25 protein-coding genes, 1 tRNA gene and 1 pseudogene are annotated in these 24288 nt (G+C 69.4%); 19 read left to right on the forward strand and 8 right to left on the reverse strand.

Annotation, left to right across the window (positions count from 1 at the left end; genetic code table 11):
- The first annotated feature begins 182 nt into the window (after nucleotides 1-182).
- The 7 genes from ACZ6QQ_RS19305 to ACZ6QQ_RS19335 all read left to right on the forward strand — a co-directional run bounded on the left by ACZ6QQ_RS19305 (nucleotide 183) and on the right by ACZ6QQ_RS19335 (nucleotide 6932).
- Entirely contained in the window at nucleotides 183-2102 is a 1920-nt protein-coding gene (locus ACZ6QQ_RS19305; protein WP_465877795.1) for a sigma-70 family RNA polymerase sigma factor, read from the forward strand.
- 424 nt (nucleotides 2103-2526) lie between these two features.
- Nucleotides 2527-3570 carry a glycoside hydrolase family protein gene (locus ACZ6QQ_RS19310; RefSeq protein ID WP_465877797.1) on the forward strand — a complete coding sequence of 348 codons (1044 nt, stop codon included), beginning with the start codon at nucleotides 2527-2529 and terminating at the stop codon, nucleotides 3568-3570.
- 95 nt (nucleotides 3571-3665) lie between these two features.
- Nucleotides 3666-4313 (forward strand): DUF305 domain-containing protein, encoded by a 648-nt coding sequence (locus tag ACZ6QQ_RS19315; protein ID WP_465877798.1) that lies wholly within the window; start codon nucleotides 3666-3668, stop codon nucleotides 4311-4313.
- 110 nt (nucleotides 4314-4423) lie between these two features.
- Nucleotides 4424-4942 (forward strand): hypothetical protein, encoded by a 519-nt coding sequence (locus tag ACZ6QQ_RS19320; RefSeq protein ID WP_465877800.1) that lies wholly within the window; start codon nucleotides 4424-4426, stop codon nucleotides 4940-4942.
- 147 nt (nucleotides 4943-5089) lie between these two features.
- Nucleotides 5090-5563 carry a MarR family winged helix-turn-helix transcriptional regulator gene (locus ACZ6QQ_RS19325; RefSeq protein ID WP_465877802.1) on the forward strand — a complete coding sequence of 158 codons (474 nt, stop codon included), beginning with the start codon at nucleotides 5090-5092 and terminating at the stop codon, nucleotides 5561-5563.
- Nucleotides 5564-5678: 115 nt separating this feature from the next.
- Nucleotides 5679-5951, forward strand: a complete 273-nt coding sequence (locus ACZ6QQ_RS19330; RefSeq protein ID WP_465877803.1) for a hypothetical protein — start codon at nucleotides 5679-5681, stop codon at nucleotides 5949-5951.
- 150 nt (nucleotides 5952-6101) lie between these two features.
- The gene (locus tag ACZ6QQ_RS19335; RefSeq protein ID WP_465877804.1) at nucleotides 6102-6932 is read left to right on the forward strand and encodes an FkbM family methyltransferase; all 831 of its coding nucleotides are present in this window, start codon (nucleotides 6102-6104) and stop codon (nucleotides 6930-6932) included.
- A 216-nt stretch (nucleotides 6933-7148) separates the two neighbouring features.
- Here the strand turns inward: ACZ6QQ_RS19335 and ACZ6QQ_RS19340 are convergent.
- Nucleotides 7149-7224, reverse strand: a tRNA-Arg gene (locus ACZ6QQ_RS19340).
- A 34-nt stretch (nucleotides 7225-7258) separates the two neighbouring features.
- Between ACZ6QQ_RS19340 and ACZ6QQ_RS19345 the strand changes: the two genes are divergently transcribed.
- A complete protein-coding gene (locus ACZ6QQ_RS19345; RefSeq protein WP_465877805.1) occupies nucleotides 7259-8407 on the forward strand; it encodes a DUF1444 family protein in 1149 nt (382 codons plus the stop codon).
- Here ACZ6QQ_RS19345 and ACZ6QQ_RS19350 read toward each other — a convergent pair.
- Nucleotides 8304-9311 (reverse strand): annotated as a pseudogene (locus ACZ6QQ_RS19350) (alpha/beta hydrolase); the annotation flags it as partial. The gene ACZ6QQ_RS19345 and the pseudogene ACZ6QQ_RS19350 overlap by 104 nt on opposite strands.
- A 179-nt stretch (nucleotides 9312-9490) precedes the next feature.
- Here ACZ6QQ_RS19350 and ssb point away from each other — a divergent pair.
- Complete coding sequence (gene ssb, locus ACZ6QQ_RS19355; protein WP_465877806.1) at nucleotides 9491-10303, forward strand: single-stranded DNA-binding protein; 813 nt, start codon at nucleotides 9491-9493, stop codon at nucleotides 10301-10303.
- Nucleotides 10304-10383: 80 nt separating this feature from the next.
- On the opposite strand, the gene ACZ6QQ_RS19360 is transcribed toward ssb, so the two are convergent.
- Nucleotides 10384-10668: a hypothetical protein gene (locus tag ACZ6QQ_RS19360; RefSeq protein ID WP_465877808.1), complete on the reverse strand. Its 285-nt coding sequence runs from the start codon at nucleotides 10666-10668 to the stop codon at nucleotides 10384-10386.
- On the reverse strand, nucleotides 10665-11891 hold the full coding sequence (locus ACZ6QQ_RS19365) for a helix-turn-helix domain-containing protein (RefSeq protein ID WP_465877810.1): 1227 nt from the start codon (nucleotides 11889-11891) through the stop codon (nucleotides 10665-10667). The genes ACZ6QQ_RS19360 and ACZ6QQ_RS19365 overlap by 4 nt, the downstream gene beginning before the upstream one ends.
- Before the next feature lie 222 nt (nucleotides 11892-12113).
- Between ACZ6QQ_RS19365 and ACZ6QQ_RS19370 the strand changes: the two genes are divergently transcribed.
- On the forward strand, nucleotides 12114-12872 hold the full coding sequence (locus ACZ6QQ_RS19370; protein ID WP_465877811.1) for a helix-turn-helix domain-containing protein: 759 nt from the start codon (nucleotides 12114-12116) through the stop codon (nucleotides 12870-12872).
- 3 nt (nucleotides 12873-12875) lie between these two features.
- Entirely contained in the window at nucleotides 12876-13346 is a 471-nt protein-coding gene (locus ACZ6QQ_RS19375; protein WP_465877812.1) for an NUDIX hydrolase, read from the forward strand.
- Here ACZ6QQ_RS19375 and ACZ6QQ_RS19380 read toward each other — a convergent pair whose 3' ends face one another.
- Together ACZ6QQ_RS19380 and ACZ6QQ_RS19385 are read right to left on the reverse strand one after the other, a co-directional pair.
- Nucleotides 13347-13895, reverse strand: a complete 549-nt coding sequence (locus ACZ6QQ_RS19380; RefSeq protein ID WP_465877813.1) for an HD domain-containing protein — start codon at nucleotides 13893-13895, stop codon at nucleotides 13347-13349.
- Nucleotides 13896-13988: 93 nt separating this feature from the next.
- The gene (locus tag ACZ6QQ_RS19385) at nucleotides 13989-14774 is read right to left on the reverse strand and encodes a class I SAM-dependent methyltransferase (protein WP_465877814.1); all 786 of its coding nucleotides are present in this window, start codon (nucleotides 14772-14774) and stop codon (nucleotides 13989-13991) included.
- Between the two features lie 47 nt (nucleotides 14775-14821).
- Here ACZ6QQ_RS19385 and ACZ6QQ_RS19390 point away from each other — a divergent pair, with 47 nt between their 5' ends.
- Nucleotides 14822-15379, forward strand: a complete 558-nt coding sequence (locus ACZ6QQ_RS19390) for a helix-turn-helix domain-containing protein (protein WP_465877815.1) — start codon at nucleotides 14822-14824, stop codon at nucleotides 15377-15379.
- 208 nt (nucleotides 15380-15587) lie between these two features.
- Here the strand turns inward: ACZ6QQ_RS19390 and ACZ6QQ_RS19395 are convergent, their stop codons facing one another.
- A complete protein-coding gene (locus ACZ6QQ_RS19395; RefSeq protein ID WP_465877817.1) occupies nucleotides 15588-16448 on the reverse strand; it encodes an alpha/beta fold hydrolase in 861 nt (286 codons plus the stop codon).
- A gap of 89 nt (nucleotides 16449-16537) precedes the next feature.
- Between ACZ6QQ_RS19395 and ACZ6QQ_RS19400 the strand changes: the two genes are divergently transcribed.
- Nucleotides 16538-17143, forward strand: coding sequence for a TetR/AcrR family transcriptional regulator (locus ACZ6QQ_RS19400; protein ID WP_465877818.1), 606 nt, complete (start codon nucleotides 16538-16540; stop codon nucleotides 17141-17143).
- Between the two features lie 74 nt (nucleotides 17144-17217).
- On the opposite strand, the gene ACZ6QQ_RS19405 is transcribed toward ACZ6QQ_RS19400, so the two are convergent.
- Complete coding sequence (locus ACZ6QQ_RS19405; protein ID WP_465877819.1) at nucleotides 17218-17868, reverse strand: hypothetical protein; 651 nt, start codon at nucleotides 17866-17868, stop codon at nucleotides 17218-17220.
- 777 nt (nucleotides 17869-18645) lie between these two features.
- Between ACZ6QQ_RS19405 and ACZ6QQ_RS19410 the strand changes: the two genes are divergently transcribed.
- The 6 genes from ACZ6QQ_RS19410 (at nucleotide 18646) to ACZ6QQ_RS19435 (ending at nucleotide 24214) form a co-directional block, all read left to right on the forward strand.
- Entirely contained in the window at nucleotides 18646-19167 is a 522-nt protein-coding gene (locus ACZ6QQ_RS19410; RefSeq protein ID WP_465877820.1) for a hypothetical protein, read from the forward strand.
- A 283-nt stretch (nucleotides 19168-19450) separates the two neighbouring features.
- Nucleotides 19451-20026 carry a hypothetical protein gene (locus ACZ6QQ_RS19415; RefSeq protein WP_465877822.1) on the forward strand — a complete coding sequence of 192 codons (576 nt, stop codon included), beginning with the start codon at nucleotides 19451-19453 and terminating at the stop codon, nucleotides 20024-20026.
- Between the two features lie 117 nt (nucleotides 20027-20143).
- A complete protein-coding gene (locus ACZ6QQ_RS19420; RefSeq protein ID WP_465877824.1) occupies nucleotides 20144-20665 on the forward strand; it encodes a PadR family transcriptional regulator in 522 nt (173 codons plus the stop codon).
- Nucleotides 20662-21435: an alpha/beta fold hydrolase gene (locus ACZ6QQ_RS19425; RefSeq protein WP_465877825.1), complete on the forward strand. Its 774-nt coding sequence runs from the start codon at nucleotides 20662-20664 to the stop codon at nucleotides 21433-21435. The genes ACZ6QQ_RS19420 and ACZ6QQ_RS19425 overlap by 4 nt, the downstream gene beginning before the upstream one ends.
- Nucleotides 21436-21596: 161 nt before the next feature.
- Nucleotides 21597-22616: a cobalamin biosynthesis protein gene (locus ACZ6QQ_RS19430; RefSeq protein ID WP_465877826.1), complete on the forward strand. Its 1020-nt coding sequence runs from the start codon at nucleotides 21597-21599 to the stop codon at nucleotides 22614-22616.
- Nucleotides 22613-24214 carry a cobyric acid synthase gene (locus tag ACZ6QQ_RS19435; RefSeq protein WP_465877827.1) on the forward strand — a complete coding sequence of 534 codons (1602 nt, stop codon included), beginning with the start codon at nucleotides 22613-22615 and terminating at the stop codon, nucleotides 24212-24214. The genes ACZ6QQ_RS19430 and ACZ6QQ_RS19435 overlap by 4 nt, the downstream gene beginning before the upstream one ends.
- The last annotated feature ends 74 nt before the right edge of the window (nucleotides 24215-24288 follow it).

Genomic DNA, 24288 nt, shown 5'->3' on the forward strand with positions numbered 1-24288 from the left:
ATGGCTGCTGCGTGAAAGGGTTGACCGGCTTTCGAGGTTTTCGTAATCCGTCGGGCCGGTGTCGGTCTCCTGACAGGGAGAGGTCGGACGAAGCCGACCAACCTGCCCTGAGGCTCGGGCATATCGCCACAATCGGGCGGACAACCGCTGGGGCGGTCACAATCGAAGGGGAGTGAGACGCCGTGTCCGGAGTCGGTCGGGGCGTACCCGATACCGAGATGGTCATCGCGGCCCAGCGTGGCAACCAGCACGCGCTCGACGATCTGGTGGCGGACTCCCTGCCGCTCGTCTACAACATCGTCGGCCGGGCGCTGCGCGGCCACGTCGACGTCGACGACGTCGTCCAGGAGACCCTGGTACGGGTCGTCCGGCACCTGTCCGACCTGCGCGACCCCGAGGCGTTCCGGCCCTGGCTGGTGGCGATCACGATCCGGCAGATCCGCAACTGGGAACAGCACCGGCGGACCGCGCTGATCCGCGACGCCGGAGTCGAGGCGATCCACGAGGTGCCCGACCCGGCGGCCGACTTCGCCGAGGTCACCATCCTCCGGCTCGGCCTCACCGACCAGCGCCGGGAGGTTGCCGAGGCGACCCGTTGGCTCGACTCCGACGACCAGGAACTGCTCGCCCTGTGGTGGCTGGAGGAGACCGGCGAACTCGACCGGGCCGACCTCGCCGCCGCGCTCGGACTCAGCGCCAGCCACGCCGCCGTACGGATCCACCGGATGAAGGAGCAGATCCAGACCGCCCGTACGGTCGTCCGGGCGCTGCGCGGCCGGCCCGGCTGCAACGAGCTGCGAGGCATCACGGCCGGCTGGAACGGCACCCCCACCCCGCTGTGGCGCAAGCGCCTGGCCCGGCACGTACGCGACTGTGTGGTCTGCGGCCGGTACCGCGAGGACTTCCTTCCGATCGACCGGCTGCTCGCCGGCCTGCCGCTGCTGCCGCTGCCGGCGAGCTTCGGCAACCAGGTCGCCGCCGCCGTTGCCACCCACGCGGCGGCGGCCACCCCGCACGGCGCCACGGCCACGCAACAGATCGGAGCCGGCGGCGGTACGCCGTGGACCCCCGACCCGGCCACCGCCGACGCCCCCGGCTGGCTGGGCAACCTGTTCGGCGCCGGCCTCGGTAAGGCGGCGGTCCCGTTCGCCGCGGCGGCCACCGTGGCCGCCCTGGTCGCCGGGGCGCTGTTCGTGACCAAGCTGACCGGCCCGCCACCGTCGTCGTCCGCCGCGCCACCGGCGGTCGCGGCACCACTGAGTCCCACCGCGACCGTCGCACCCACCCCGTCGCCGAGTGAGTCGCCGAAGGTGACCCCGAGCGCCAAGCCGAGCAGCAAGGCACCGGCCGCCGGGCCGGCGGTGACGTCGGCGAAGAAGGGCGTCGCGGTCTGGGACTTCAACGGCGCGAGTCAGGCCCTGGCCAACTCGAAGGCGAGCTGGTACTACACCTGGAACACCGGGCACCCGGGGATCACCACCCCACGCGGGGCGACCTTCGTACCGATGATCCGGGCCTCGACGAATGTCACCGCCGCCGAACTGGCTCGGGCGAAGGCCGCCGGGCCGTATCTGCTCACGTTCAACGAGCCCGACCTGGCGGAGCAGGCGAACATGTCGCCGGAGGCGGCGCTCGACCTGTGGCCGCAACTGGTCGCCACCGGCGCCACGCTGGGTAGCCCGGCGGTGGCGTGGGGTGCCGCTGACCCGGGTCGCTGGCTGGACCAGTTCATGTCCGGTGCGAAGGCGCGCAACCTGCGGGTCGACTTCATCACCCTGCACTGGTACGGCGGTGACTTCAACACCACCAACGCCGTCAACCAGCTCAAGCAGTACCTCACGGCGGTCTACAACCGGTACGGGCTGCCGATCTGGCTGACCGAGTTCGCGCTGATGAACTTCGCCAACGGCGGTCAGCGGTTCCCGTCCCAGGAGCAGCAGGCGGCGTTCGTCACCGCCTCGACCAAGATGCTCGCCGGCCTGTCGTTCGTGCACCGGTACGCCTGGTTCGGGCTGCCGGCCACCGACAAGGACCAGTCCGGCCTGTTCCGTACGGGCACCGAGGCGACCGCCGTCGGTCGCGCGTTCCAGGCCGCCGGCTGATCTCGCGCGGGCGGCGCCCGACCCACCGCCGCCCGCGCGACCGCCGATTTCCGTACGCCCGCCGCAGCACTGTGGGCGGGCCGTCGAAAGGTGCGTCGATCAGGTCGGCCGACGCGTGTGGCGTGCACCGTGGATGCAATTGTGCGACTCTTCGTCGGCTCGGTCACCAATTCCGTCACCGGATTCGTGACGCGCGGCTGACGTGCGTGTTGAGCAGGACTTATGCGGCTGGCTGCCGAAAGCCGGCGCACGTCGCGACTCGGATCGGATCTGCTGGATTACAGATTTAAGGCGAAGATAAAGCGGGGTCGTGCGAGCTGATGCGGGACCAGGAGTTAAGTGAAAGATAAGGGATCCAAGTCGAGTTCGTCGACACTGTCCACGTATTGTCTCCGGCGGAGAGAGAAAGGTGCGTGCCCCCCGTATGACCACACGACCCATCCTCGGAAAACTTCGACCCGTCACCGCGGTGTTGTTGCTCAGCGCGGTGCTGTTCAGCGGTTGTGCCGACACGTCGGTCGTACCCGGAGCCTCGGGCCCGTCGGAGTCGACGTCCGCCTCGGCGGAGACCGGCTCCGGACCGGCGGGCACCCCCGGACCGTCCGGAACGCCCGGCTCACCCGCCGCGACCACGGGTGCGCCCGTCCCGTCGCCGACCCTCAGCACCTCACCGAAGGTGCCCCCGACCGGTAAGCCGAGCACCAAGCCGCCGGCCGGTGGACCGGCGGTGACGTCGGCGAAGAAGGGCGTCGCGGTCTGGGACTTCAACGGCGCGAGTCAGGCCCTGGCCAACTCGAAGGCGAGCTGGTACTACACCTGGAACGCCGGGCATTCGGGGATCACCACTCCGAGCGGGGTCAACTTCGTACCGATGATCTGGGGTGCGAAGAGCGTCACCTCGGCCGAACTCGCGAAGGCCAAGGCCGCCGGTCCGTACCTGCTCGGGTTCAACGAGCCGGACATGGGCGAGCAGGCGAACATGACCCCGGAGCAGGCGCTCGACCTGTGGCCGCAACTGGTCGCCACCGGTGCCATCATGGGCAGCCCGGCGGTGGCGTGGGGCGGTGCGGACGCGAACGGTTGGCTCGACCGGTTCATGTCCGGCGCCAAGGCGCGCAACCTGCGGGTCGACTTCATCGCCCTGCACTGGTACGGCGGTGACTTCAACACCACCAACGCCGTCAACCAGCTCAAGCAGTACCTCACGGCGGTCTACAACCGCTACGGGCTGCCGATCTGGCTGACCGAGTTCGCGTTGATGAACTTCGTCAACGGTGGGCAGCGGTTCCCCACCCAGGAGCAGCAGGCGGCGTTCGTCACCGCCTCGACCAAGATGCTCGCCGGCCTGCCCTGGCTGCAGCGGTACGCCTGGTTCGGGCTGCCGGCCACCGACAAGGACCAGTCCGGCCTGTTCCGTACGGGCACCGAGGCGACCGCCGTCGGGCGCGCGTTCCAGGCGGCGGGCTGAGTCCACGCGGGCGGCGGTCCACCTACCGCCGCCCGCCCCGCCCTGCCCACACCAACCGGATTGTCCAACGCAACGTGAACGGTGGGTACTGAGCCATGACGGACACGGGTGTCGGCGCCACCGCCCGGACCCGCGCCTGGCGACTCGCCAGTGCGGTCGCGATCCTGGTCGCGACGGTGCTGGCGGTGGCGCTGGTGCAGGGCTGGGGGCGGGACGGGTCGCGGGCGCGGGCGACCCAACCAGCGGTGAGCGCGACCCCGTCGGCGGCGGCGCCGGTCGTGCTCGGCGGTACGGATGTGGCGTACCTCCAACTGATGGTGCCGATGAACGACGGCGCGCTGGCTCTCTTCGCCTACCTGCGGACCAGTGCGGTGGCCCCGCCGGCACTGCGTGAACTGGCCGACCGGCTCGCCGCGACGCACCGGACCGAGGCGGGCGAGATGCGGTCCCTGATGGCCGCCGGGGGCGTGTCCGAGGAGAACATCCACGAGGGCCACCAGATGCCGGGCATGGTCACCGAGGAGCGACTCGCCGACCTCAGGCGGGCGCCGGCGGCAGAGTTCGGTGCCCGTGCGGCCACCCTGATCCACGATCACCTGGCCCAGGGCGTGCTGCTGTCCCGGGGAGAGCAGGAGTCCGGCGGCACTGACCAGGTCAGGGCCTTCGCCGCGGTGGCCGAGAAGGCCCGCAACGCGGAACTCGCCGAGCTGGCGGCACTGCCGGGAGGCTCCGGGGCGGGCTGACCGGACCGGTGGCGCGACACACCGGCCCTACCCGGCCGTTCGCACACCTGTCGGGTAACTTCGACCTCTGGCCCTGGCAGTAGTACCACCGGACAGGAGAAGTTTCACGCATGGGTAGAAAGACCGTTCACGTCTCCGACTTCAGCGGCAAGGTCCTCCAGTCCGACGACGAGGTCGTCCGCGTCGTCGTCCTGGAACACCCCGACCTGGTGGCCGGACCCGTGCAGTTGGAGGCCAGGTCGGTCGAGGTGGAGAGCATCGACGACGCGTCGCTGGACGTGGCGATCGTCGAGATCTACGACGGCCACGGCGGCGGTGAGCCGCGCCGGGTGGTGCTCACGGCCGGCGAGTTCGACGCGCTGGCGACCGACGTGCCGATGGCGCAGTTGCTCAGGACCGCGGAACGGATCAAGCCGCCGAGGGCGGCGAAGAAGGCCGCTGTCGACCGGCTCGACTACGCCACGCTGGAGCACGCCGGCAAGCCGCACCGGGGGAAGACCACCGACGAGGAGGCGCAGCTCGTCCGCGACCACCTCGACGAGATCAACAAGCGGCTGGCCGACGAGGGCATCCGCCAGATCGACCCGGCCGACCCCGAGCACGCCGCCCGGTACGGCTTCCCGGTCTGAACCACCCGCACGATCGCACACTGCTGGCCGGGTACCCCGTACCCGGCCAGCGGTGTCTGCCGGGATTCCGGCCGGGCCCGGTAGCGTTCGCGTCGACATCCGGTGGCGCCGGGGCACCGGAGCCGGGAGTGCGAGCGGGGGACGACGATGGCTGACGGGCGGGAACCGGTCGACCTGCTGGCGCTGGAGCGGCAGGTCTGTTTCGCGCTCTCGGTCGCCTCCCGGAACGTGGTGGCGCTCTACCGGCCGCTGTTGGAGCCGATGGGACTGACCCACCCGCAGTACCTGGTGATGCTGGCGCTGTGGCAGAACACGCCGCTGTCGGTCAAGGCGCTCAGCCAGCTGTTGCAGCTCGATCCCGGCACGCTCTCGCCGTTGCTGAAGCGGCTGGAGGCGAACGGCCTGATCCGGCGGGAGCGGGACCCGCAGGACGAGCGGGCGCTCGCCGTCGTGTTGACCGAGTCCGGTCGGGCGTTGCGGGAGCGGGCGGAGCTGATCCCGCCCGCCGTGATCGAACGCCTCGGGATGGGGCTCGACGAGCTGGAGCGCCTGCACGAGTCGCTGAGTCGGGTGATCGCCCTCACCCGGGGCGTCGGCGACGGCGGTACGCCCACCGACTGATCGATCGGCGGGGATCGGATCGATCACAGTCCGGGGGCCTTGCCCCGGCCAGTGCTTGGTGTGCAAACTATTGGCGTACAAAGTATCTTGGTTCGGCGGCGGGAGTGTGGTCGACGTGAGTGGGTCCGGAGCGAAACGACCGTTGTTCGGGCGGGTGGGCGGACAGGACCGGATGTTCGACTTCCTGTTCAAGATCCTCGGGCCGCCGACGGTGGAGAACGCGGTCCAGGGCACCAGCGCCGAGGCCCGCGAGGGCTGGCAGCGCGACCTCGCGGCCCGCAAGCGGTACAGCGCCGAGCAGCGGGCCAAGCGGGAGGAACGTCGGCGCGGCAGCCGCTCCGCGACCCCCTTCGGTACGCCCGCCCACCCGGCGAACCCGATCGACTGAGCCACCAAACCGGCACACCGGTCACCGGCGAACGGCTGATCCGTTCACGACACCCGCGTCACCTTCCGGTTACCTGCCTCGTTGCGGTGAGGGCGCGTACTCCCCGTACGCGTGATCCAGTTGACGGCAGAACCAGGAAGGAGGCGAGGCGTGGCCAACTTCCGGTCGGTCCTACGACAGGCGTTCCACATCTCGGGTGGACAGCGGGTACGCATCGTCGCGCAGCGGACGGCGTTACGGGCGCGCTCCGGTGCGTTCCGCAACGAGATCGGCGTACGTATGCACGCCGACCCCGCCGACATCCGGGGCGTGCTCCTCGCGATGTACCACGGCAACCTCGACCGGAGCGCGGTCGCCACCTGGCGCCGGCTCGCCGAGGAACTGCGCCCCACCGTCGCGCTGGACATCGGCGCCAACTACGGCGAGGTGGCCTTCTCCACCCGCTACCACCACCAGCTGCGCCAACTGCACCTGGTCGAACCGAACCCCGTGGTGCTGCGCATGCTGCGCGAGACCGTACGGCACACCGGCTCGGACTATCCGGACATCGTGCTGCACGAGGGTGCCGCCAGTGACGAATCCGGGACCGCCCGGCTGAACTTCCACACGCACTCCGGGGTCTCCTCCCTGCGGCTGCCGAGCGACCGTGGGGTGTCGGTCGACTGCTTCCGGTTGGACGAGCGGATCACCCTCGAACCGGACGACTCGCTGCTGTTCAAAATCGACGTCGAAGGGCACGAACTGGCGGCGCTGGAGGGCATGGCCGGCCTGCTGCGCGGGCGTACGGTCGCCGGGATCTGCGAGGTGATGCACGCCGACGACGAACTGCTCGCGTTCCTCTGCGACCGGTTCGCCGTCAACATCATCCGGTCCGGCGTGGAGCACCCCGTCGACCTCCACGACCTGCGGGACGCGATCACCGGGGCTCGCGCCACCGGCTGGGCCGGCCTGAGCAAGGACGTGGTCCTCCGGTCCCGGTAGCCCCCGGTGGTGGTGCGACCCGGCCGGTCCGGCACCACCCGGTCCCGGGTCGAGTGGGCTGTGTCGGTGTCGTCACCGGCACAGCCCATGTACCGAGGCGTGCGCTGTCGCCGGAGCGTGACGAAGCTTTCGTCACGGCGAGTCACGGACCCCCTACGAAATGCCTGGGAGTGACCCGCTCCCGTCCTGCCTTACCGCCTCTGACCTGCTATTTCCTGGTGCGCCCGGTAGGGATCGAACCTACGACCTTGGGATTAGAAGTCCCCTGCTCTATCCGCTGAGCTACGAGCGCCTGCTGTGGTACGCGCGCGAGAAGGGTACCCGCGATGCCGGACGGTTGTCCGGCTGGACGGGGGTCGCCGGCCCGGCCAGCACATACTAGGTTTTCACGGGTGCAGGTGACGAGCACCCAGTTTTTGCCGCTGCTTGTGTCGACCGTTGATGAGCAGGTCGGCGGGGACACGCTGCTCGACGAGTTCTCCGACGACATCGGCATCGCCTACTCGTTCGGCCCCCCGTACGGTGAGCGCCTGGTGACCTGGGCGGACCTGGAACGCAGCGGGGTCGGCCGGCGAGCCCTGCGGCGTACCGCGATGCAGAACCTCGACCTGGCGATGAGCCGGCTGCGGATCTCCGGCCAGCCACCGGCGCTGCTGCTCTCCTTCGACGGCCTGGAGTCCAGCGTGCTGCTGGTCGACGAGTTCTGGAACGACCTACAGCAGTCCGTCCCCGGCGAGCTGGTCATTGGCGTCCCGGCCCGGGACGTGGTGATCGTCACCGGCTCCCAGTCCCGACCGGGGCGGGAGAAGGCACGTCGGGCGGTCGACCGGGTCTTCTTCGCCGGTGACCCGCATCCGCTCAGCCGTGATCTGCTGGTCTGGCGGCAGGGGATGTGGCTGCCGTTCCATCCGGCCGCACCGAGCGCCGGTCCGACCCGTCGGGTGGTCCAGCAGCCCGCCCGGCCGCCGTACCAGCCATTATCGGAACGCCCGGTGCCCGGTCCGGCGACGGAACGGCCGGGTCCCCGGCGGAGCGCGGAGCAACCGGGCCCGAGGCCGGCCGTCGAACGGTCCGGCCCGCGACCGGCAGTGGACCGACCGGCTCAGCGACCGACGGTCGACCGACCGGCTCAGCGACCGACGGTCGACCGGCCGGCTATGGACCGACCGCCAATCGATCGTCCAGCGGTGGATCGGCCGGCGTACGAGGAGCCGGATCGGCCGGTGTACCAGCAGACGGATCGGCCGGCGTACCAGCCGCAGGGGCGTCCGGGGTATGGGGAGCGGGCTCGTCAGCCGTACCAACCGGTGCCGGAGCAGCCGGCTCCGGTGCCGCCGTACCGGGCGCCGGAGCCGCCGGACGAGCCGGAGCCGGAACCGGTTGCGGAGTCAGGGCCGGTGGTGCGCTGGTCGGAGTCGCCGCAACCGGGGGAGTTCGGGAGAGGAAGGCGCCGACCCACCGATCCAACTCGGTGAAAACCTGCTCGCGTACGGCCGGGCCGGACAGGGTCAGGTCGTGCAGACCACCATCGAACCGGACCAGGGTGACGTGCCGTCCCAGCATCGGTGCCCAACGCGCCATGTCGGCCACGTTGAGGACGGCGTCCGCGAGGGTCGCCGACTCGTGCCAGGTCCCGCCCCGGAAACTGCGCGTCGACGAGGCGAGCAGAACCGGTACGGAGATGGCCAGTCCACGCTGCACCTGCCGCTGGGCGCGACGGATCGCGGCCAGCCAGCCGGCCCGGACCGGAAAACCGCCGATCGGCTTCCAGGTCAGGTCGTAGGTCCACTCGCCCCGGTGCTCGGTGTGCAGGCTCTGGCCGTACACCGGGGAGAGCGGAAGCGGGATGACCAGGTGTGGCATCCGCCGGGCCAACCGGGCGACGGCGGCGGCCAGCGGTCTGCGGGCCAGCCAGGGCGCGTTGAGGTCGAGGAACGGACTGTTGAGGAACAGCCCGTCGATCAGTGCCGTGTCCCGCCGGGCGTGCGCCCAGAGCACCGTCAGCAGGCCGCCGGTGGAGTGCCCGTTGACCAACAGGGTGTGGTTGCCGTCCTGGGTGCGGATGATGTCGGCCGCGGCGTCGAGTTCCGGGAAATACTCGGTCAGGTCGCGGCAGAAGTTCGGCGTCTGGTGCGGCAGCAGGCTGCGGCCGTGTTTGCGCAGGTCGAGCGCGTAGAAGTCCCAGCCGCGCTCGACGAAGAAATCGGCCAGGTGGGCCTGGAAGAAGTAGTCGGCGTAACCGTGCAGATAGAGCACGGCACGACCGGTGGGCTGCTCGGCCCGGCGGCGGACCAGGGTGGCCCGCACCGGACCCTCGTCGTCGTGCCCGAGATCGATCGTCTGACTCTCGTACGCTCCGCCGAGCACATCCGGTTCCACGGGATCGACGTTATCTCGCATAGCACATTCGTGCTTGATCAGGTTTCTGTCCACCGGTCGCCGGGTTGTCCACAGCTCGCCTCCCGACCGGTGGCGTGACGGCTGCCCGCCCGCCAGGCTCGACGGCGAGTCGACTCGAAGCCATTCGCCGGAAAAATCGTGGAAGCTACGGAGATCGAATGTTTGACACCTATGTAACGGTCGTGGGCAACGTCCTCACCGCGCCGGAGTGGCGGCGTACCACCCAGAGCGGCACGCTGGTGACCAACTTCAAGGTCGCCTCGACCGCGCGCCGCCTCGACCGGGAAACCGGACGCTGGGTCGACGGCAACAGCCTTCGGGTCCGGGTCAACTGCTGGCGCAAGCTCGCCGAGGGCGTGGCCTCCTCGGTGATGACCGGCGACCCGGTGATCGTGGTGGGCCGGATGTACACCCGCGACTGGGTCGACGACGCCGGCAACCACCGCACCATGTACGAGATGGAGGCGGTCGCCGTCGGCCACGACCTGTCCCGGGGCCGGGGCCAGTTCGCCCGCAACCGCCCGACCACGACCACCAGCTCGATCGAGGACGCCGAAGCCGAGCAGCGGGTCCGGGGCGAGGAGACCGAACCGGTGCCGGACGCGGAGGCCCCCGCCCGGCCCGACGCCCGCACCCTCGACGATGAGCCCGGCTACGCGCCCGCACCGGTCTCCCCGGCCCCCGGCTACCCGTCCGACCCGGACTACACCGGTACGGACTACGAGCGGTTCCTGACGCTGCGCGACGAGCTGCCGGACCTCCCGCCCGCCGACGACCCGACCGGTCTGCCGGCGCAGGAGGCGGCAGCCGGCGATCGGGGCGACGACGACCGGTCAGCCGGGTCGACCGGAGACGGGTTCCCCGGTGAGGACCTGCCCGGTGGCGAACCGGCGGCGGGACCGGAGGCCGACGACAGGTCGGGCAGCGGTCGTGCGCGGCGTGGGCGCGCTCGGGTGCCCGTCCCGGCCTGATCGGGGCGGGGCGGCGGTGGTGGGGCGTGCGGGCGCGTACCGATGCGTGCTCGCCGCCCCGCCCTCTCCGGACGGGAAGGTCAGACCGAGCGCAACCGGCGTCGTACCGGTGGGTCGTGGATCCAGCCGGTGAACCGGAGGTCGGCCTGCTCGGCGGTCAGGTCGTCCAGGTCGGCCGTGGCCCTGTCCCGGAAGTGCCGCATGAACACCGTGAGGCGGTCGCGGTCGTTGCGGTAGAGCGACCACATGCGGCGCTTGAAAACCTGGCAGGGCCACTCCTCGTCGTCGTCGCGGCAGTGCCAGTCGGCGCCGGGGCGGTGCGGGGCGCCCATCGGGTCGCCGTCGTCCTCCCGGTCATCGCTCACACCCCCGCTCCCATCCGGTCGGCCAACTCCGCCACCAGCGCGGGCGGGGCGCCCTTCGTGCCGCGCAGCACCGCCGACATCACGTCACGCCCCATCGGTCGTGAGCGGATCTCGGCCGGCGCGTGCCGGTCGCCTTCGAGCAGGGCGTCCCCGGCACGGGCCATGTCACCGACCAGGACGTAGCCGCGTGCCACGTCGAGCAGGGCATGTGCGCGGCGCTCGGGCATGAGCGCGCCGAACGGCCGCGGGGGCAGGGCGTGGTGAATGGCGATGGCCTGTCTGCCATCGCCGAGTTCGACGGCGGCCGCCGTGCGGTGAAGTTCGACGTTGGTCGGGCCGAAGGACGTCCGGTACCGGTTGTCGTTCTTGCCGAGGGCGGTCGCCGCCACCTTCGCCTCCCGCAGCAGTTCGCGAACGCTGGCGTTGTCGCCCTGGTGTGCCGCCGCCATCGCCCCCTGCAACAGCAGCGACCCGTAGACGGAGAGCCGGTCGGCGTCCGCCCAGGTGGGGCCATTCGGGGCGAGGCGGTGGGCCATCACGATGTTCGCCTCGAACGCCGCGCGGGCATCACCGGCCGAGAGCAACGCGTTGGCGAACCGGGTCGTGCCGGTGCCGGCCAGAAACGGATCGTCGGCCCGCAGTGCGGCGTCGATCGACCGTTCGGCAGTGATCCGGGCCAGATCGTGGGCGCCGAGCTTGCGGGTCACCGACGACATGACCTGGTAGACCTGCCCGACCAGGCTCGCCGCCCGAACCCGGTTGTCCCCACCGTGGTACGCCTCGGCCGCGCGAACGTCGCGTAGCAGTCGCGGTAGCGCGCGGACCAGAACGTCGTACTGACCGTACTGGCAGGTCAGCCAGGCGTGGGTGACCGACTGCTCCAGTTCGTGCAGCAGCGGACCGGTGCCGGCACGGGACGTGCGCAGGTACGCGACCGGCGCGAAGAGGGAGAGCGTACGCCGAATCTCGCCCAGGTCGATCGGCTCGGTCGGGGCCACGCGAGCGGTGTTCTCCGCCCCGTCGAGCAGCACGTCCACGCTGATCCCCAGCGCCCCGGCGATCGTGTGGAGCACGGAGAACTTGTCCAACCGCCGCTCGCCCCGCTCGACCTTGTCGACCCAGCTCTTCGACTTGCCGATCCGGTCACCGAACACCTGCTGCGACAACTTCCGGCGCCCACGCCAGTACGCCACCCGCCGCCCGATCGGCAGTTCGCTGTCCACCGGGTCAGCCCTTCGGGCTTCGTCGTACGCGACCGGAGACGCCGAGCGCGAACAATTCTGATGGGACGGGCATTTTCACGGCGCGAATCGGAGTGGTTGACATCGGTTCGATCATGCCCACCACTTTCCTCAAATCACCGTCGAAGGTGCACCCCAAGGCTGGACAACTGAGGACGTCTGGTCATAGATTGAGTCGTCCCTAGATGTGTCTCGGAGGTTGGTGTGCCGAATGAGCGTCTGCGTGATGCCATGCATCGGAGGCGCCTTACCCCGGGTGATCTGGCCGTTGTGGTCGGAGTTGATCCAAAGACGGTCGAGCGGTGGGTTTCACAGGATCGGATTCCGTATGCCCGGCACCGCTATGCGCTCGCAGCGCATCTCGGTGAGACTCAGACGTACCTGTGGCCGGACGCCCTGGTGCCGACGCGCGCTGCTGGCGTCAGTGAATCGGAACTGATCCAAACCTATTCACGCCGTGCAGCGGTGCCTGCCGAACTATGGCGTCGGCTACTGACAACGGCCACTCAACAGATCTCGATCCTGGTGTACGCCGGCTTATTCCTGCCCGAGCAACACCCGAACCTGGTCGCCATCCTGAGAGAGCGGGCTGGGTTTGGTGCGAAGGTGCGAATCCTTCTTGGAGATCCAGACTCGCCGGAGGTTGCACAGCGCGGCGCGGACGAGGGAATCGGTGATGCGATCTCGGCGAAGATACGCAACGTCCTCGCCTGGTACGAGAAACTTGACGGGGTCGAGGGTGTCAGCCTGTGTCTGCACCGGACGACGCTCTACAACTCGATCTACCAGTTCGATGACGAGATGCTTGTTAACCCGCACGTCTACGGATTTCCCGCCGCTCATGCGCCGATGCTGCACCTTCGTAGGCTTGCCGGTGGAGACCTGTTCAACCTGTACGCCGACAGCTTCGACCGAATCTGGTCCACGGCTCGTCCGCTGCGCGAGTACCGAGAGGTGCCGTAGGGCATGGCACGGACCGAGTATTTCCACGATCCCACCGCCCCCAAGCCCAACAGCATCGTCGTTGCGGTCACCGCTTTTGTGCTCGATCACCAAGGCAGGGTCCTACTCATCCGGCGCACCGACAACGGACTCTGGGCACTGCCGGGAGGCGCCCAGGACTTCGGCGAGTCGATCGCAGAGACGGTGGTTCGTGAGACCAGCGAGGAGACCGGCATCGCGGTTGAGGTCATCGGGCTGATCGGCACCTACACCGATCCGAACCACATCATCGCGTACAGCGACGGTGAGGTGCGGCAACAGTTTTCGCTCTGCTTCCGTGCCCGTTATGTGTCGGGGCAGCCGACCGAGAGCGATGAGTCGTCCCAGGTGGCATGGGTCGAACAAGCCGCTCTTGACGATCTGAGCATTCACCCTTCGATGCGTCTACGGATCGATCATGGGTACGCGGGCCTGCCCCAGCCCTACATTGGCTGATCACAGCGCAGCGAGACGCGCCTCGGTCCGCCGTACGGCCGCGACAATGTCAGGCTCTGCTCGATCGATGAAACGGGTTACCAGGTCGTGGGGGCCGTAGCGGGTCCGGATCTCGACCAGACGCTCGAACACGTCGAAATTCTGACCATCAGGGCCAGTGGTTGCGTCGCAGTACCAGAGCGCGTCGGCGGTCGGGGACTCTTCACGCCGGAACTCGGCATCCAACGCGCCTGCCAGCCCTCGCTCCTCCGCTTCGAGTATCGCGTGGGTGTGGTGCGCGACCAGACAGGCGACCCGTTCATCGAAACCTCGCGACCGCAGCCAACGCGCACCGTCCAGCGGATGGAACCCGGTGAGCGCCAACGGCGGGGCGTACCCGATGTCGTGCAGCCAGGCTGCGGCAATGAGCGCGTCCTGATCCACCTGGTCCAGGATCGCCGAGACGCCCGTTGCCTTGGCGGCCACCGCCTCCACGTGTGCCCACCGTCGCGGCAGTGCCTCGCTCAGCATGGCTGTGGCCAGGTCGCGTGCCTCTGTTGTCAACTCCACACCGGCCAGAGTACGGATCAAGGACTTGCGTCCACGCCACGTTAGGGGTCGTCCCGTGGGCCGACCCCGTCCAGCGTGTGGCGATGACCGGGGCTAGCGACGGGCCAGCCAAACTGTCCGCTCCGTGTGTACGCTCAGATCGTCGCGTTCACCCAGGCCGGCGACAACCTTGTCCAGGGCCGCGAGGTCGGACGGCGACAGTCGGTCGTCCAACCCGTGGCGCATCCGGAGCAGCGAGACCTCGGCGTACCGCGCGGCGGCTGCGGGCAGCGGCGGCCGGAGGTCGATGTCGAAGCGTCGCTCGGTCACGGCCGTGAATCCGGCGTGGGTGATCCGGTCGCCCCAGTTCTCGTGCATGTGCAGGCCCGCCTCAAGCCGACGTTTCGCCGCCTCGGCGTGACCGCGCTCCTCCACGTCCGCGTCCGGGGTGCCGGCCAGGAAGTGCGGGAACGAGTCCAGTTCGGCGATCACCAACAGCCCGTCCGGCCGCAGCGCGTCGTACGCCGAGGCGAGTGCGCGTCCGGGGTCGGCCATGTGGTGCATCGAGGAGGCGGCCCAGATGACGTCCGTCGGGCCGAAGTCGGGCCAGGGCCGGTCGAGGTCGGCTTCGACGGTACGGATCCGCCCGCCCAGCCCGGCGGTGTCGGCCCGGCCGCGCAGGTGGGCCAGCATCTCCGGGGACACGTCGACTGCGGTGATCTCGGATCCGGGCAGTTCCCGGGCGAGGGCGAGTGATCCGGTGCCGCTGCCGGCGCCGATGTCGATGATGCGGGGCCGGTCGGCGGCCTCGCGGCCGACCCAGTTGATCAGGTCGCGGTGGTATTCGCGGAGGACCTCGGCGTCCAGGTCGAGCATTTCGATCAGGTGGTCGTGTGCCATGCGTCGACGGTAGCCGCGCGTTGCGCCCTTGGCATAGTCTCTTGCGTATGAAGCAAGACAAGGACCTGGAGGCTCTGGTTCGGCAGCGGATCCGTGGCCTTCGGGTGGCCCGTGGCTGGTCGCTGGACGAGATGGCCACCCGCTGCCTGCTCAGCCCGTCCACGCTCAGCCGAATCGAGACCGGTCACCGGCGGATCGCCCTGGACCAGATGGCGGCGATCGCCCGCGCGCTGGGCGCCACGCTTGATCAGTTGGTCGAGTCGGATGCCGACGACGACGTGGTGATCCGCCCCCACTGCAACGACGAGCGCGGCATCACCACCTGGCTGCTCTCCCGCGACAGTAACCAGACCGTTGCCAAGCTGCGGGTCACCCGTGAGGTGCCGGCAGAGCTGCGGGTGCATCCGGGTCGTGACTGGTTCACCGTGCTCTCCGGCACGATCGTGCTCCGTCTCGGCGAGCGGACGATCCTGGTCGGGACGAACGAGGCGGCCGAGTTCTCCACCATGGTCCCGCACGCGTTCGGTGCGCACGGCGGCCCGGCCGAGATCCTCTGCATCCTCGACCACGAGGGCGAACGCAGCCACCTGGGCCCCGAGCACTAGTCACCCGACCGGGCCGTACCTGTTGCTCCGGCTGCATCGCCGCTCACGTCCAAGAGCGAACCGCGATCGGAGTCGACTACGTTCAGTTGCAGCCGGACGGCCGTACGCGCACGGACGGCGGCAGATCCGGATGTTCGGTCTCGCAGCGTCTGAAGCGACGCATATCAATGGCGGTGCTCGGTCATGGAGGACTGCTGTGAGGTGGATGTCAGCGCGGCATCCGGGCGATCACGTCGTCCCAGATCTCCTCGGGCCAGTCGTGGCCCACGCCGGGGTATTCCATGAACTCCGCGCCGGGGATCTGGGCGGCCAGGTCGCGGCCCCCGCTCGGCTTGATGAGTGGATCGTCGGCGCCCGAGACGACCAGGGTGGGCGCGGTGATGCCGGAGAGCGGCGGCAGCTTCACGGCCCGGCCGGCGGCGAGGTGCCGCTGGGTTGTGCGCGGATCGCGGGGCGCGCGGCTGTGGCTGAGCGTCGCCGCCTCGCGGACCCACTCCTCGGGGAACGGGTACCCGGGCGAGGCCTGCGCTCGGTAGATCGCGATCAGGTTGTCGATCTCCTGCTCGGGCGTGGTCGCCTTCGGTAGCCTTCGGAACTCGCGGAAGATGCCGAACTTGAGATAGCGCAGGGTCTGCAGAATTCCGGCGGTGGCCGGACTGCTCATGCAGAGTGTGAGGCCGCGGACCCGCTCGGGGTGCAGCAGCGCCATGGCCTGCGCGATTGCCGACGTGCCGCCCAGCACGTGCGCGTTGGCCCAGCCGAGCGCGTCCATCACCGCCAGCCCGTCGGCGGCCATGTCGGCGATCGTGTAGAGGGGGCGGGTGCCGCCGAGCAGCGCCCGCCACGGGCTGCCGTCCGCCGGCTGCAGGTAGTGCGTGGACAGGCCGGTGTCCCGGTTGTCGTAACGGGCCACGTGGTAGCCCGCTTTGACCAGGCGCTCGCAGAACGCGTCGGGCCACCAGACCATCTGATAGTCCAGCCCCAGGACCAGCAGCAGCGGCTCACCGGCCGTGCCGAAGGTCTCGTAAGCGATCCTGGCGTCCCCGTTCACGGCGTACTCGATGCCCATGTCTGCCTCCCCGGATTTTTTAATGCGATCGCATGATAACGTTCCGCGGTCTCTGATGGCAATGCGCTCGCATGAGATAAGTTCGGTACGTGCCGAAGCAGGTCGACCACGAGCAGCGCCGCCGCCTCCTGGCCGAGGCGGTCTTCGCCGTCATCGGCACTCGCGGGTTCGAGGCGGTGAGCCTGCGTGACGTCGCCGAGCAGGCCGGCGTGTCGATGGGCACTGTGCAGCACTACTTCCCCACCAAGGGGCAGATGCTGTTATTTGCGCTGTCTCACATGCGCGAACGCGTGCTGGCCCGGCTCCAGGCCGCCGTCGCCGCACTGCGTGAGCCCACCCGCCGCGACCTGATCCGTGCCGCTACCGCGGTGATGCTCCCGGTCGACCCGGCTGGCCGCGAAGAGGCTTGCGTGAACATCGCGTTCTTTTCTGCCGCGACTGTCACACCGGCGTATGCCGAGCAGCTTCGCGACGGATACGGACGCATCCTGACGGTTTCGGTCGCCAACTTCCGCGAGGCGTCTCGATTGGACGAATTGCGCGACGGAGTCAATCCCGATGTGGAGGCACCGGCGCTCTACTTCCTCGCCCAGGGCCTGGTTGGGCCGATTCTCGTCGGCCTGTATAGCCCGGACGAGGCACTGACCCTCGTTGATGCCCAGCTTGACCGAGTGTTTCGTCCGACAGCACCGTGAACGGATCATGGTCTGAGACCTGCCCTTGAAAATATGGTTCAGTCACAGAAATATGCCCAAGATCGGACATCCGCTCATCGGCACGACCGGGCGCTGAGCGCCGACGTGATGTCGCGCACTGTGACGCCCAGGTCGCGGCATGTGAGTGCGTGAGTGACGGCTGCTACGGAGCACCTCGCACAGCCAATTCTGAATTTTTCACTTTGCCGTCGATTATGCCTAGATTTCGTACGCTCCGGCGGGAGCGTAATGGGGGCAGCTTCGGGCACAGCGGCCAATACGGGGTAGCCGTGGACAACCGCGTCGAGAGGTCGGTGCCAGCCGATATCCACGGAGATCGCGGCGGCGACGTCGTTGGCCTCGCAGAACTCCCACATTGCATCAGCAAAATCGTCACCGTCGGCGACGTGGTCCTCCGGTCGCCCGGGCACGCCTCGCGCCAGCATCCAGTCCCGCTCGATCGGTAACGGCTCGCCCGTTGACTCCTCGGGATCAGCACTGCTGTAACGGCGCGTCGTCACTCCATCCTGGGCGACCAGCCACGCGGACCCGTCGCCTTGGGCGCCGAAGTGGAACGCGTGCGCCTCGCCGTATCTGACGCTTAGCTGCTCGATGGTCGTCCGGACCTCGAAGGCCCGGTCGCCGAATGCGTCGCACCAGCCTCCGATGACCGGGGTCCAACCGTTGATCTCCGGGCCTACGTATACCAGACCAGGGGGGCTCATCCATGTGCTCGATGAGGTCCACCACGGTGCAGGCGAGGTTGAACGTTACGGGCCGCGCATTGGTCAAGCCGAGTGTGGCGATGATGCCAGCCTGGTCGCCGCCACGAATACACCACCAGTAGGTCCAGCACGACATCGCCGGGCCTACGGGATCGGTAAGTCTGCGGATCCGAATGAGACGCTCGACGGCGGTGACGTCCATGGTGTCGAGGGCAGCCTCGCCACCGAGGTACATCAGTGCATCGAGCGCGGCCAACCGCAGCCGGCCAGGACCATGGCGACGCACCGCACGCAGCGCGTCCCTCGTGCCAGATTGGTCCGGGAACTTCCAGAGCACCTGGTGACGTTCCCCCGCGGGCGCCGCGCGCAAATGCGTCAACATCTCGTGAACATCGCTCACCACACCCGGCAACCTAACGCAGCCGCGAACCGATACGTCCTGCACGGCAGTTCTCGGCAGCGAAGACAGCCTCGTCGGCCCGTCAATCGGCCCTCGCGACTGCAGGGGAGCACTCTCATCGACAGTCGGCACTTCGGAACAGTCACTTCCCGGACCCGCCAACATTCAGCCTAGAACACCGTTCCTCGCCGCCTCTTGACACAGAGGGGAGCCGGATCAGGATGTTGGGCGACGATAGAGGTCGTTACGGTGTGTGATGGTGGGCTGTACGCCGCCGCGCACAGTCGACGGTCTGCGGCAGAGGAGCACGCGGTGGTGAGGACGCCCTGACAAGACCAGCGGCCTCGCATTGAGTGCCGCCCCGCTGCCTGTCGTACGTGGACGGCAGGATGCTGGTTTGGGCGATCGCGACGGCTCAGACCGTCCGCGTGGAGAGGACGATTTGGATGAGGGTCGGACCGCCGAGCCGTCTCGCTATCGATCACGACGACTATCACGCCGAGCATGTGGGGCGCACCGCTGATGGAAGACAGTTCTTCCTCACCACCCCCTTCGAGCCCGCCGCCCGTGCGGAGGAAGATGGTCAGGAGTTCGTCGCCCTGTACCTCTTCGACGCCGATGGCCGGTTTCTGGAGGCCCGGATTGATGCGTTCGGTCCCAGAGCCCGGATGGACCGCGCGGCGCGCCGGGCGGCGTACGACGCCCGGCTGAAGGAACTTGGGGAGGTCACGTTCACCCGCATCGAAGTCGAGCCCTTCGCAATCAATCGGTTCGGTACGACCTTCGGCCTCATCCCAACAGAGCCGGAGGGGGACGACGACGCATGGTGGGTCACCCTGGAGCCCGGCGACTACATGGCTTTCACCGACCCATGGGACAGCGGTGAGTACGACACCTGATGCCCAGTCAGGCACCCCTAACCTGCACCACGCCAGGAGGCCGGCCTGCTCAACGCGCGGCGCCGGTACCGCGCGTCACTGAACCCAGGGATGGCAGCACCGTTCGAGTCGGGCCAGGCTCCTGGGAGCCTGCTCATTATGAGCGGGCTCCCTAAAACGGCCCTGCCGGGACACGGGCGGCGGCAGATTCGGATGCGCCTGTCGAGGTGCAAAGCCCGGGTCTGGCATGCGGGCGGACGTGCGGGCGGATAGTCGTCGCCGACGCCGGGTGCGGTCCTGGAGAATGGCCGATGTGATGGGTGACAACGATCGAATCTGGGCGGCCCTACCCGAGGAGGTCCGTGCGGGGGTCGATGACCTGATCTGTCGCCGCCGCAAGGTCAACGCGGCCGTACTGGTGCGAAATGGAGTTGGTTCCGCCGGCCCGGTATCGATCCCCGACGCGTTGAACGTCGTGGAGGAACGTGGCTGCGAGCTTGAGGTGTTGGGCCGGGTGGACGCCTCTCCACCGCCCGTGCCGACGCCGCGGCTCATCGAGCAGGCCAGAACCATCACCGACCCGGTCGTGGCGATCGAGGCGATGTGGGACGGTGACACAGCGAGTTGGGGTGTATTCCTCCTTGCCATCGTGCGCCGACCCAGCGCGCGACACCCGCAGTTCGACGAGCACGTGCTGACCTTCGTTGACGGTCGCGACGCGCCAGCATCCACCGGTACTGGTACCCATGGGCGGGCAGCCGACGAAGCGATGCACAAAGGCTCAGCGGTCGCAGACGATCTCGGTGTCCCCTTCAGCTTTCTCGATCCGGACGCTTCGCTCGTCAACTCGCCGCGATGGTGGGACTCCAAACTCGCCTGACAGGGCTGCAAGCACCCTCTGCTGAGGCACAGGTCATTGGAACTCCAGTCGGCTACCGGCCCGAGCCGGCCGGCGATGTAGTAGACAAGTCTACTAGTGGTGCTGCATGCTGGAGCCGTGGTTCTCGCGCGTATCCTCCTCGGCCTGCTCGACCTCGCACCCATGACCGGCTACGAGCTCAAACGTCACTGCGACACCACGATCAACCACTTCTGGTACGCCGACAAAGCGCAGATCTACCGCACCCTGTCCCAGTTGACCGGGGACGGCCTCGCCACCGTCGAGACGGTTCCCGGCGTCGGCGCTCCGGATCGACAGGTCCACCACATCACCGACCGGGGTCGCGAAACCCTCTACCACTGGCTCACCTCGGAACTCGACCACCAACCCGAACGCGATGCCTTCCTGGCACGCCTCTTCTTCTCCGGCGGCCTGACCGATCCGCAGCTGGAAGAACTGCTCGCAGCACGACTGGACAAGACCCAAGCCCTGCTGGCGGTCCTGACGCAGATACGGGTCTCGACACCCGAGCCGACCGACCGGCGGGCCCGGTTGCGCCGAGCCACGCTGGACAACGGCATCGCCCACGTACGCACGGAGCTGGACTGGCTGAACGCGTTGCAGGAGGAGTTGGCGTGACGGGTTTCGCGGAGATCCACCAGCCGGCCGCCCCCTCGCAGGCTCCTCCCGTGCTGCTCCTGCACGGCAGTAACGTCGCCAACTGGATGTGGCAACCCCAGGTAGACGTACTCGACGATCGGCTCGTCGTGACGCCGGACCTGCCGGGATTCGGCGTACACGCCCACAAGGTCTGGCCCGGCCTGCCGGCCGTCGTCGACCGTCTCGCGGACCGCCTCGCCGCACTGCGGATCACCACACCCGTCGATGTTGTCGGACTCTCCCTCGGTGGAAACGTCGCGCTGCATCTCGCGGCCCGGTATCCGGAGCTGATCCGCTCCCTGTTCGTCACCGGAGCCATGATGGGGCGACCGGGGACGATGGTGCGGGCAACGGCAAGGCTCCAACTCCTGCTCTGGAACGCCCCCTGGTTCTGGAAAGCTCAGGCTGCGGCGTTCGGGCTGCCCACGGACGCCCGGACCATGTTCGTCGAACACGGCCTCTCGGTGTCCCGAGAAACGTCCCGACGGATTCTCGACGAGGTCACCACCGGTGGGGTGCCGCACGGCCTGGCGGATTTCAGCGGCCCACTGCTGGCCGTCGTCGGCGAGCGCGAACCCCGGTCGACCCGCGACACACTCCAGCTCATCCGGGACGTCGCCCCGCAGACCAGCGTCCGCCTCGTCCCCGGAATGCACCACGTCTGGAACGTGGAAGACGTGAAGCTGTTCAACGAGACCATGCGGCGCTGGCTCGACGGGCAGGTGCACCCGCAGTTGCTTCCCGCCTGAGAGCGCGGCGCCCACCGCCCCACCGCGTCCGGGACGCACCGGCTGGCTAGGCTGCCGGCCGGGGGGTGGTCGGAGTGCGACCGAAGGCGATCGACAGTCGGACCGGACGGCGGGGCGCAAACAGCTCGTCCGGGGCCGGAACCCGCGCGAGCGGGCCGTGGGTGGGCACCGGCACCGCCAACGCGGCCGGACTCGCCGCCGGCTACGCACTGGACGCACTCTTCGGCGACCCCCGACGGTTGCACCCGGTCGCCGGGTTCGGGCAGGCCGCCGCCGCCCTGGAACGCCGCTTCTACCAGCCCAACCGATCGGCCGGTGCGAAGTACACGGCGCTGGCGGTGGGCGTACCCGTGCTCGTCGCGGTGGCCGCCGCGACCGCGACCCGGCACCGGCCGGTGGCCCGCGCCGCCCTGGTCGCGGCCGGCACCTGGACCGTGCTCGGCGGGCAGACCCTGCGGCACGAGGCGACCGTGATGGGCCGCACGCTGCGCAAGGGCGACCTGCCGGCGGCCCGGCAGCGGCTCAACCACCTCTGCGGGCGGGACCCGTCGACGCTCGACGAAACCGAACTCGCCCGCGCCACCGTCGAATCCGTCGCGGAGAACACCTCCGACGCCGTCGTCGCGCCACTGGTCTGGGGCGCCGTCGCCGGCCTGCCCGGACTGATCGGCTACCGGGCGGTCAACACCCTCGACGCCATGGTCGGGCACCGCTCGCCCCGCTACGAGCACTTCGGCACCGCCGCCGCCCGCCTCGACGACCTGCTCAACCTCGTACCGTCCCGGCTGACCGCGCTGCTCACCATCGCCGCCGCCCCGACCGTACGCGGAGACCGGGCGCGAGCGTGGCGGATCTGGCGCCGGGACCGCAACGACCACCCCAGCCCCAACGCCGGACAGTGCGAGTCCGCGATGGCGGGCGCGCTCGGCGTACGGCTCGGTGGGCGCAACGTCTACTTCGGGCGCTCCGAGGTGCGGCCCTTCCTCGGGGACGGCCCACGACCGGAGGCGCGACACATCCGGCGGGCGGCCAAACTCTCCGGCACCGTCGGGCTCGGTGCGCTCGGCGTCGCCGTGGCGTACGCGATCACCGCCCGACCCCGACGGGCCGTGCTGGGCGGTCTGGCCCGAGTGATCGGCGCGACGGCGGTTTCCCCGCGAGCGCTACGGAAGCCGGAATGAGCGGCGGGCTGCTCGTCGCCGGCACCACCTCGGACGCGGGCAAGAGCGTGCTCACCGCCGGCATCTGCCGCTGGCTGCGTCGCCGGGGGGTCAACGTGGCCCCGTTCAAGGCACAGAACATGTCGAACAACTCGGCCGTCGTCGTCGGGCCGGACGGCCGGGGCGGGGAGATCGGCCGGGCCCAGGCCATGCAGGCCGCCGCCTGCGGACTCCCGCCCGACCTGCGGTTCAACCCGGTGCTGCTGAAGCCGGGCAGTGACCTGTCCAGCCAGGTCGTCCTGCTCGGCGAGGCACTGCGCGACCCGGCCGCCGACTCGGTGCCGGGCGGTGGCACCCCGGACGCGTCCGGGACCACCTCGATCACGGCGACCAACTTCCGGTCGCTGCGGCCCCGGCTGGCCCGTACCGCCTTCGCCGCCCTCGCCGAACTGCGCGCCGAGTACGACGTGGTGATCTGCGAGGGCGCCGGCAGCCCCGCCGAGATCAACCTGCGGGACACCGACTACGTCAACATGGGCCTGGCCCGGCACGCCGACCTGCCCACCATCGTGGTCGCCGACATCGACCGGGGCGGTGTCTTCGCCTCACTGTTCGGCACCGTCGCCCTGCTCGACCCCGCCGACCAGGCACTCGTCGCCGGATTCGTGATCAACAAGTTCCGAGGGGACCTCGGGCTGCTCCAGCCTGGCATCGACATGCTCAACCGGGTCACCGGCCGACCCACGTACGGGGTGCTGCCCTGGGACCGCGACCTGTGGCTCGACGCCGAGGACTCGCTCGCGTACGACCGGCTGCTCGGTCGACCAGCCCCGCCGCTGGGCACCGAATGGCTGGACGTGGCGGTGATCCGGCTGCCCCGGATCTCCAACGCCACCGACCTGGAAGCACTCGCCACCGAACCCGGCGTACGGGTCCGACTCACCGTCGAGCCGAGCGAGGTCGCCGCCGCCGACCTGGTGGTGCTGCCCGGCACCAAGTCGACCGTGGACGACCTGGCCTGGCTGCGGCGTACCGGCCTCGCCGACGCGGTGCTCGCACACGCCGGAGGCGGCCGCCCACTGCTGGGCATCTGCGGCGGCTTCCAGATGCTCTCCCGAACCATTCACGACGAGGTCGAGAGCCGACGCGGAACCGTCGACGGGCTCGGGCTGCTCCCGATGGAGGTCGCCTTCGCCCCGCGCAAGACGGTGACCCGGTCGGTGGGCACGGCCTACGACTCGCTCCCGGTGCACGGCTACGAAATCCACCACGGGTACGTCTCCGGCGCCGACGCCGACCTGCCACCGCTGCTCACGTACGCCGACGGGCGGGCGGAGGGGGCAAGCGCCGGTACGGTCCTCGGCACCCACTGGCACGGCGCGTTCGAGTCGGACGGGTTCCGCCGCCGGTTCCTGACCGAGGCGGCCCGGTTGGCCGGTCGGCACGGCTTCCGGGTCGCCCCGGACACCTCTTTCGCCGCCGCCCGTGAACGTACCCTCGACCTGCTCGGCGACCTGGTCGAAGAACACCTGGACACCGACACCCTCTGGCGCCTGATCGAATCGGGCACCCCCACCGGCCTCCCCTTCATCCCACCCGGCGCACCCCCAACCCACTGACCCACCCCGCTCCCCGCTCCGCCCCGCCCCGCTCCGGGCTCCCCCCCCCCGCTCCGGGCACGCACTTTCACTGA

Source organism: Micromonospora sp. NPDC049529 (genome assembly GCF_055586685.1).

Excerpts from the sequence above, each read along its gene's own strand:
- ACZ6QQ_RS19345 (WP_465877805.1), top strand. The coding sequence starts at position 7,259 with ATGCCGGACGGTTGTCCGGCTGGACGGGGGTCGCCGGCCCGGCCAGCA.
- ACZ6QQ_RS19325 (WP_465877802.1), top strand. The coding sequence starts at position 5,090 with ATGGCTGACGGGCGGGAACCGGTCGACCTGCTGGCGCTGGAGCGGCAG.
- ACZ6QQ_RS19415 (WP_465877822.1), top strand. The coding sequence starts at position 19,451 with ATGGCCGATGTGATGGGTGACAACGATCGAATCTGGGCGGCCCTACCC.
- ACZ6QQ_RS19405 (WP_465877819.1), bottom strand. The coding sequence starts at position 17,868 with ATGAGCCCCCCTGGTCTGGTATACGTAGGCCCGGAGATCAACGGTTGG.
- ACZ6QQ_RS19375 (WP_465877812.1), top strand. The coding sequence starts at position 12,876 with ATGGCACGGACCGAGTATTTCCACGATCCCACCGCCCCCAAGCCCAAC.
- ACZ6QQ_RS19390 (WP_465877815.1), top strand. The coding sequence starts at position 14,822 with ATGAAGCAAGACAAGGACCTGGAGGCTCTGGTTCGGCAGCGGATCCGT.
- ACZ6QQ_RS19320 (WP_465877800.1), top strand. The coding sequence starts at position 4,424 with ATGGGTAGAAAGACCGTTCACGTCTCCGACTTCAGCGGCAAGGTCCTC.
- ACZ6QQ_RS19385 (WP_465877814.1), bottom strand. The coding sequence starts at position 14,774 with ATGGCACACGACCACCTGATCGAAATGCTCGACCTGGACGCCGAGGTC.
- ACZ6QQ_RS19310 (WP_465877797.1), top strand. The coding sequence starts at position 2,527 with ATGACCACACGACCCATCCTCGGAAAACTTCGACCCGTCACCGCGGTG.
- ssb (WP_465877806.1), top strand. The coding sequence starts at position 9,491 with ATGTTTGACACCTATGTAACGGTCGTGGGCAACGTCCTCACCGCGCCG.
- ACZ6QQ_RS19395 (WP_465877817.1), bottom strand. The coding sequence starts at position 16,448 with ATGGGCATCGAGTACGCCGTGAACGGGGACGCCAGGATCGCTTACGAG.
- ACZ6QQ_RS19315 (WP_465877798.1), top strand. The coding sequence starts at position 3,666 with ATGACGGACACGGGTGTCGGCGCCACCGCCCGGACCCGCGCCTGGCGA.
- ACZ6QQ_RS19435 (WP_465877827.1), top strand. The coding sequence starts at position 22,613 with ATGAGCGGCGGGCTGCTCGTCGCCGGCACCACCTCGGACGCGGGCAAG.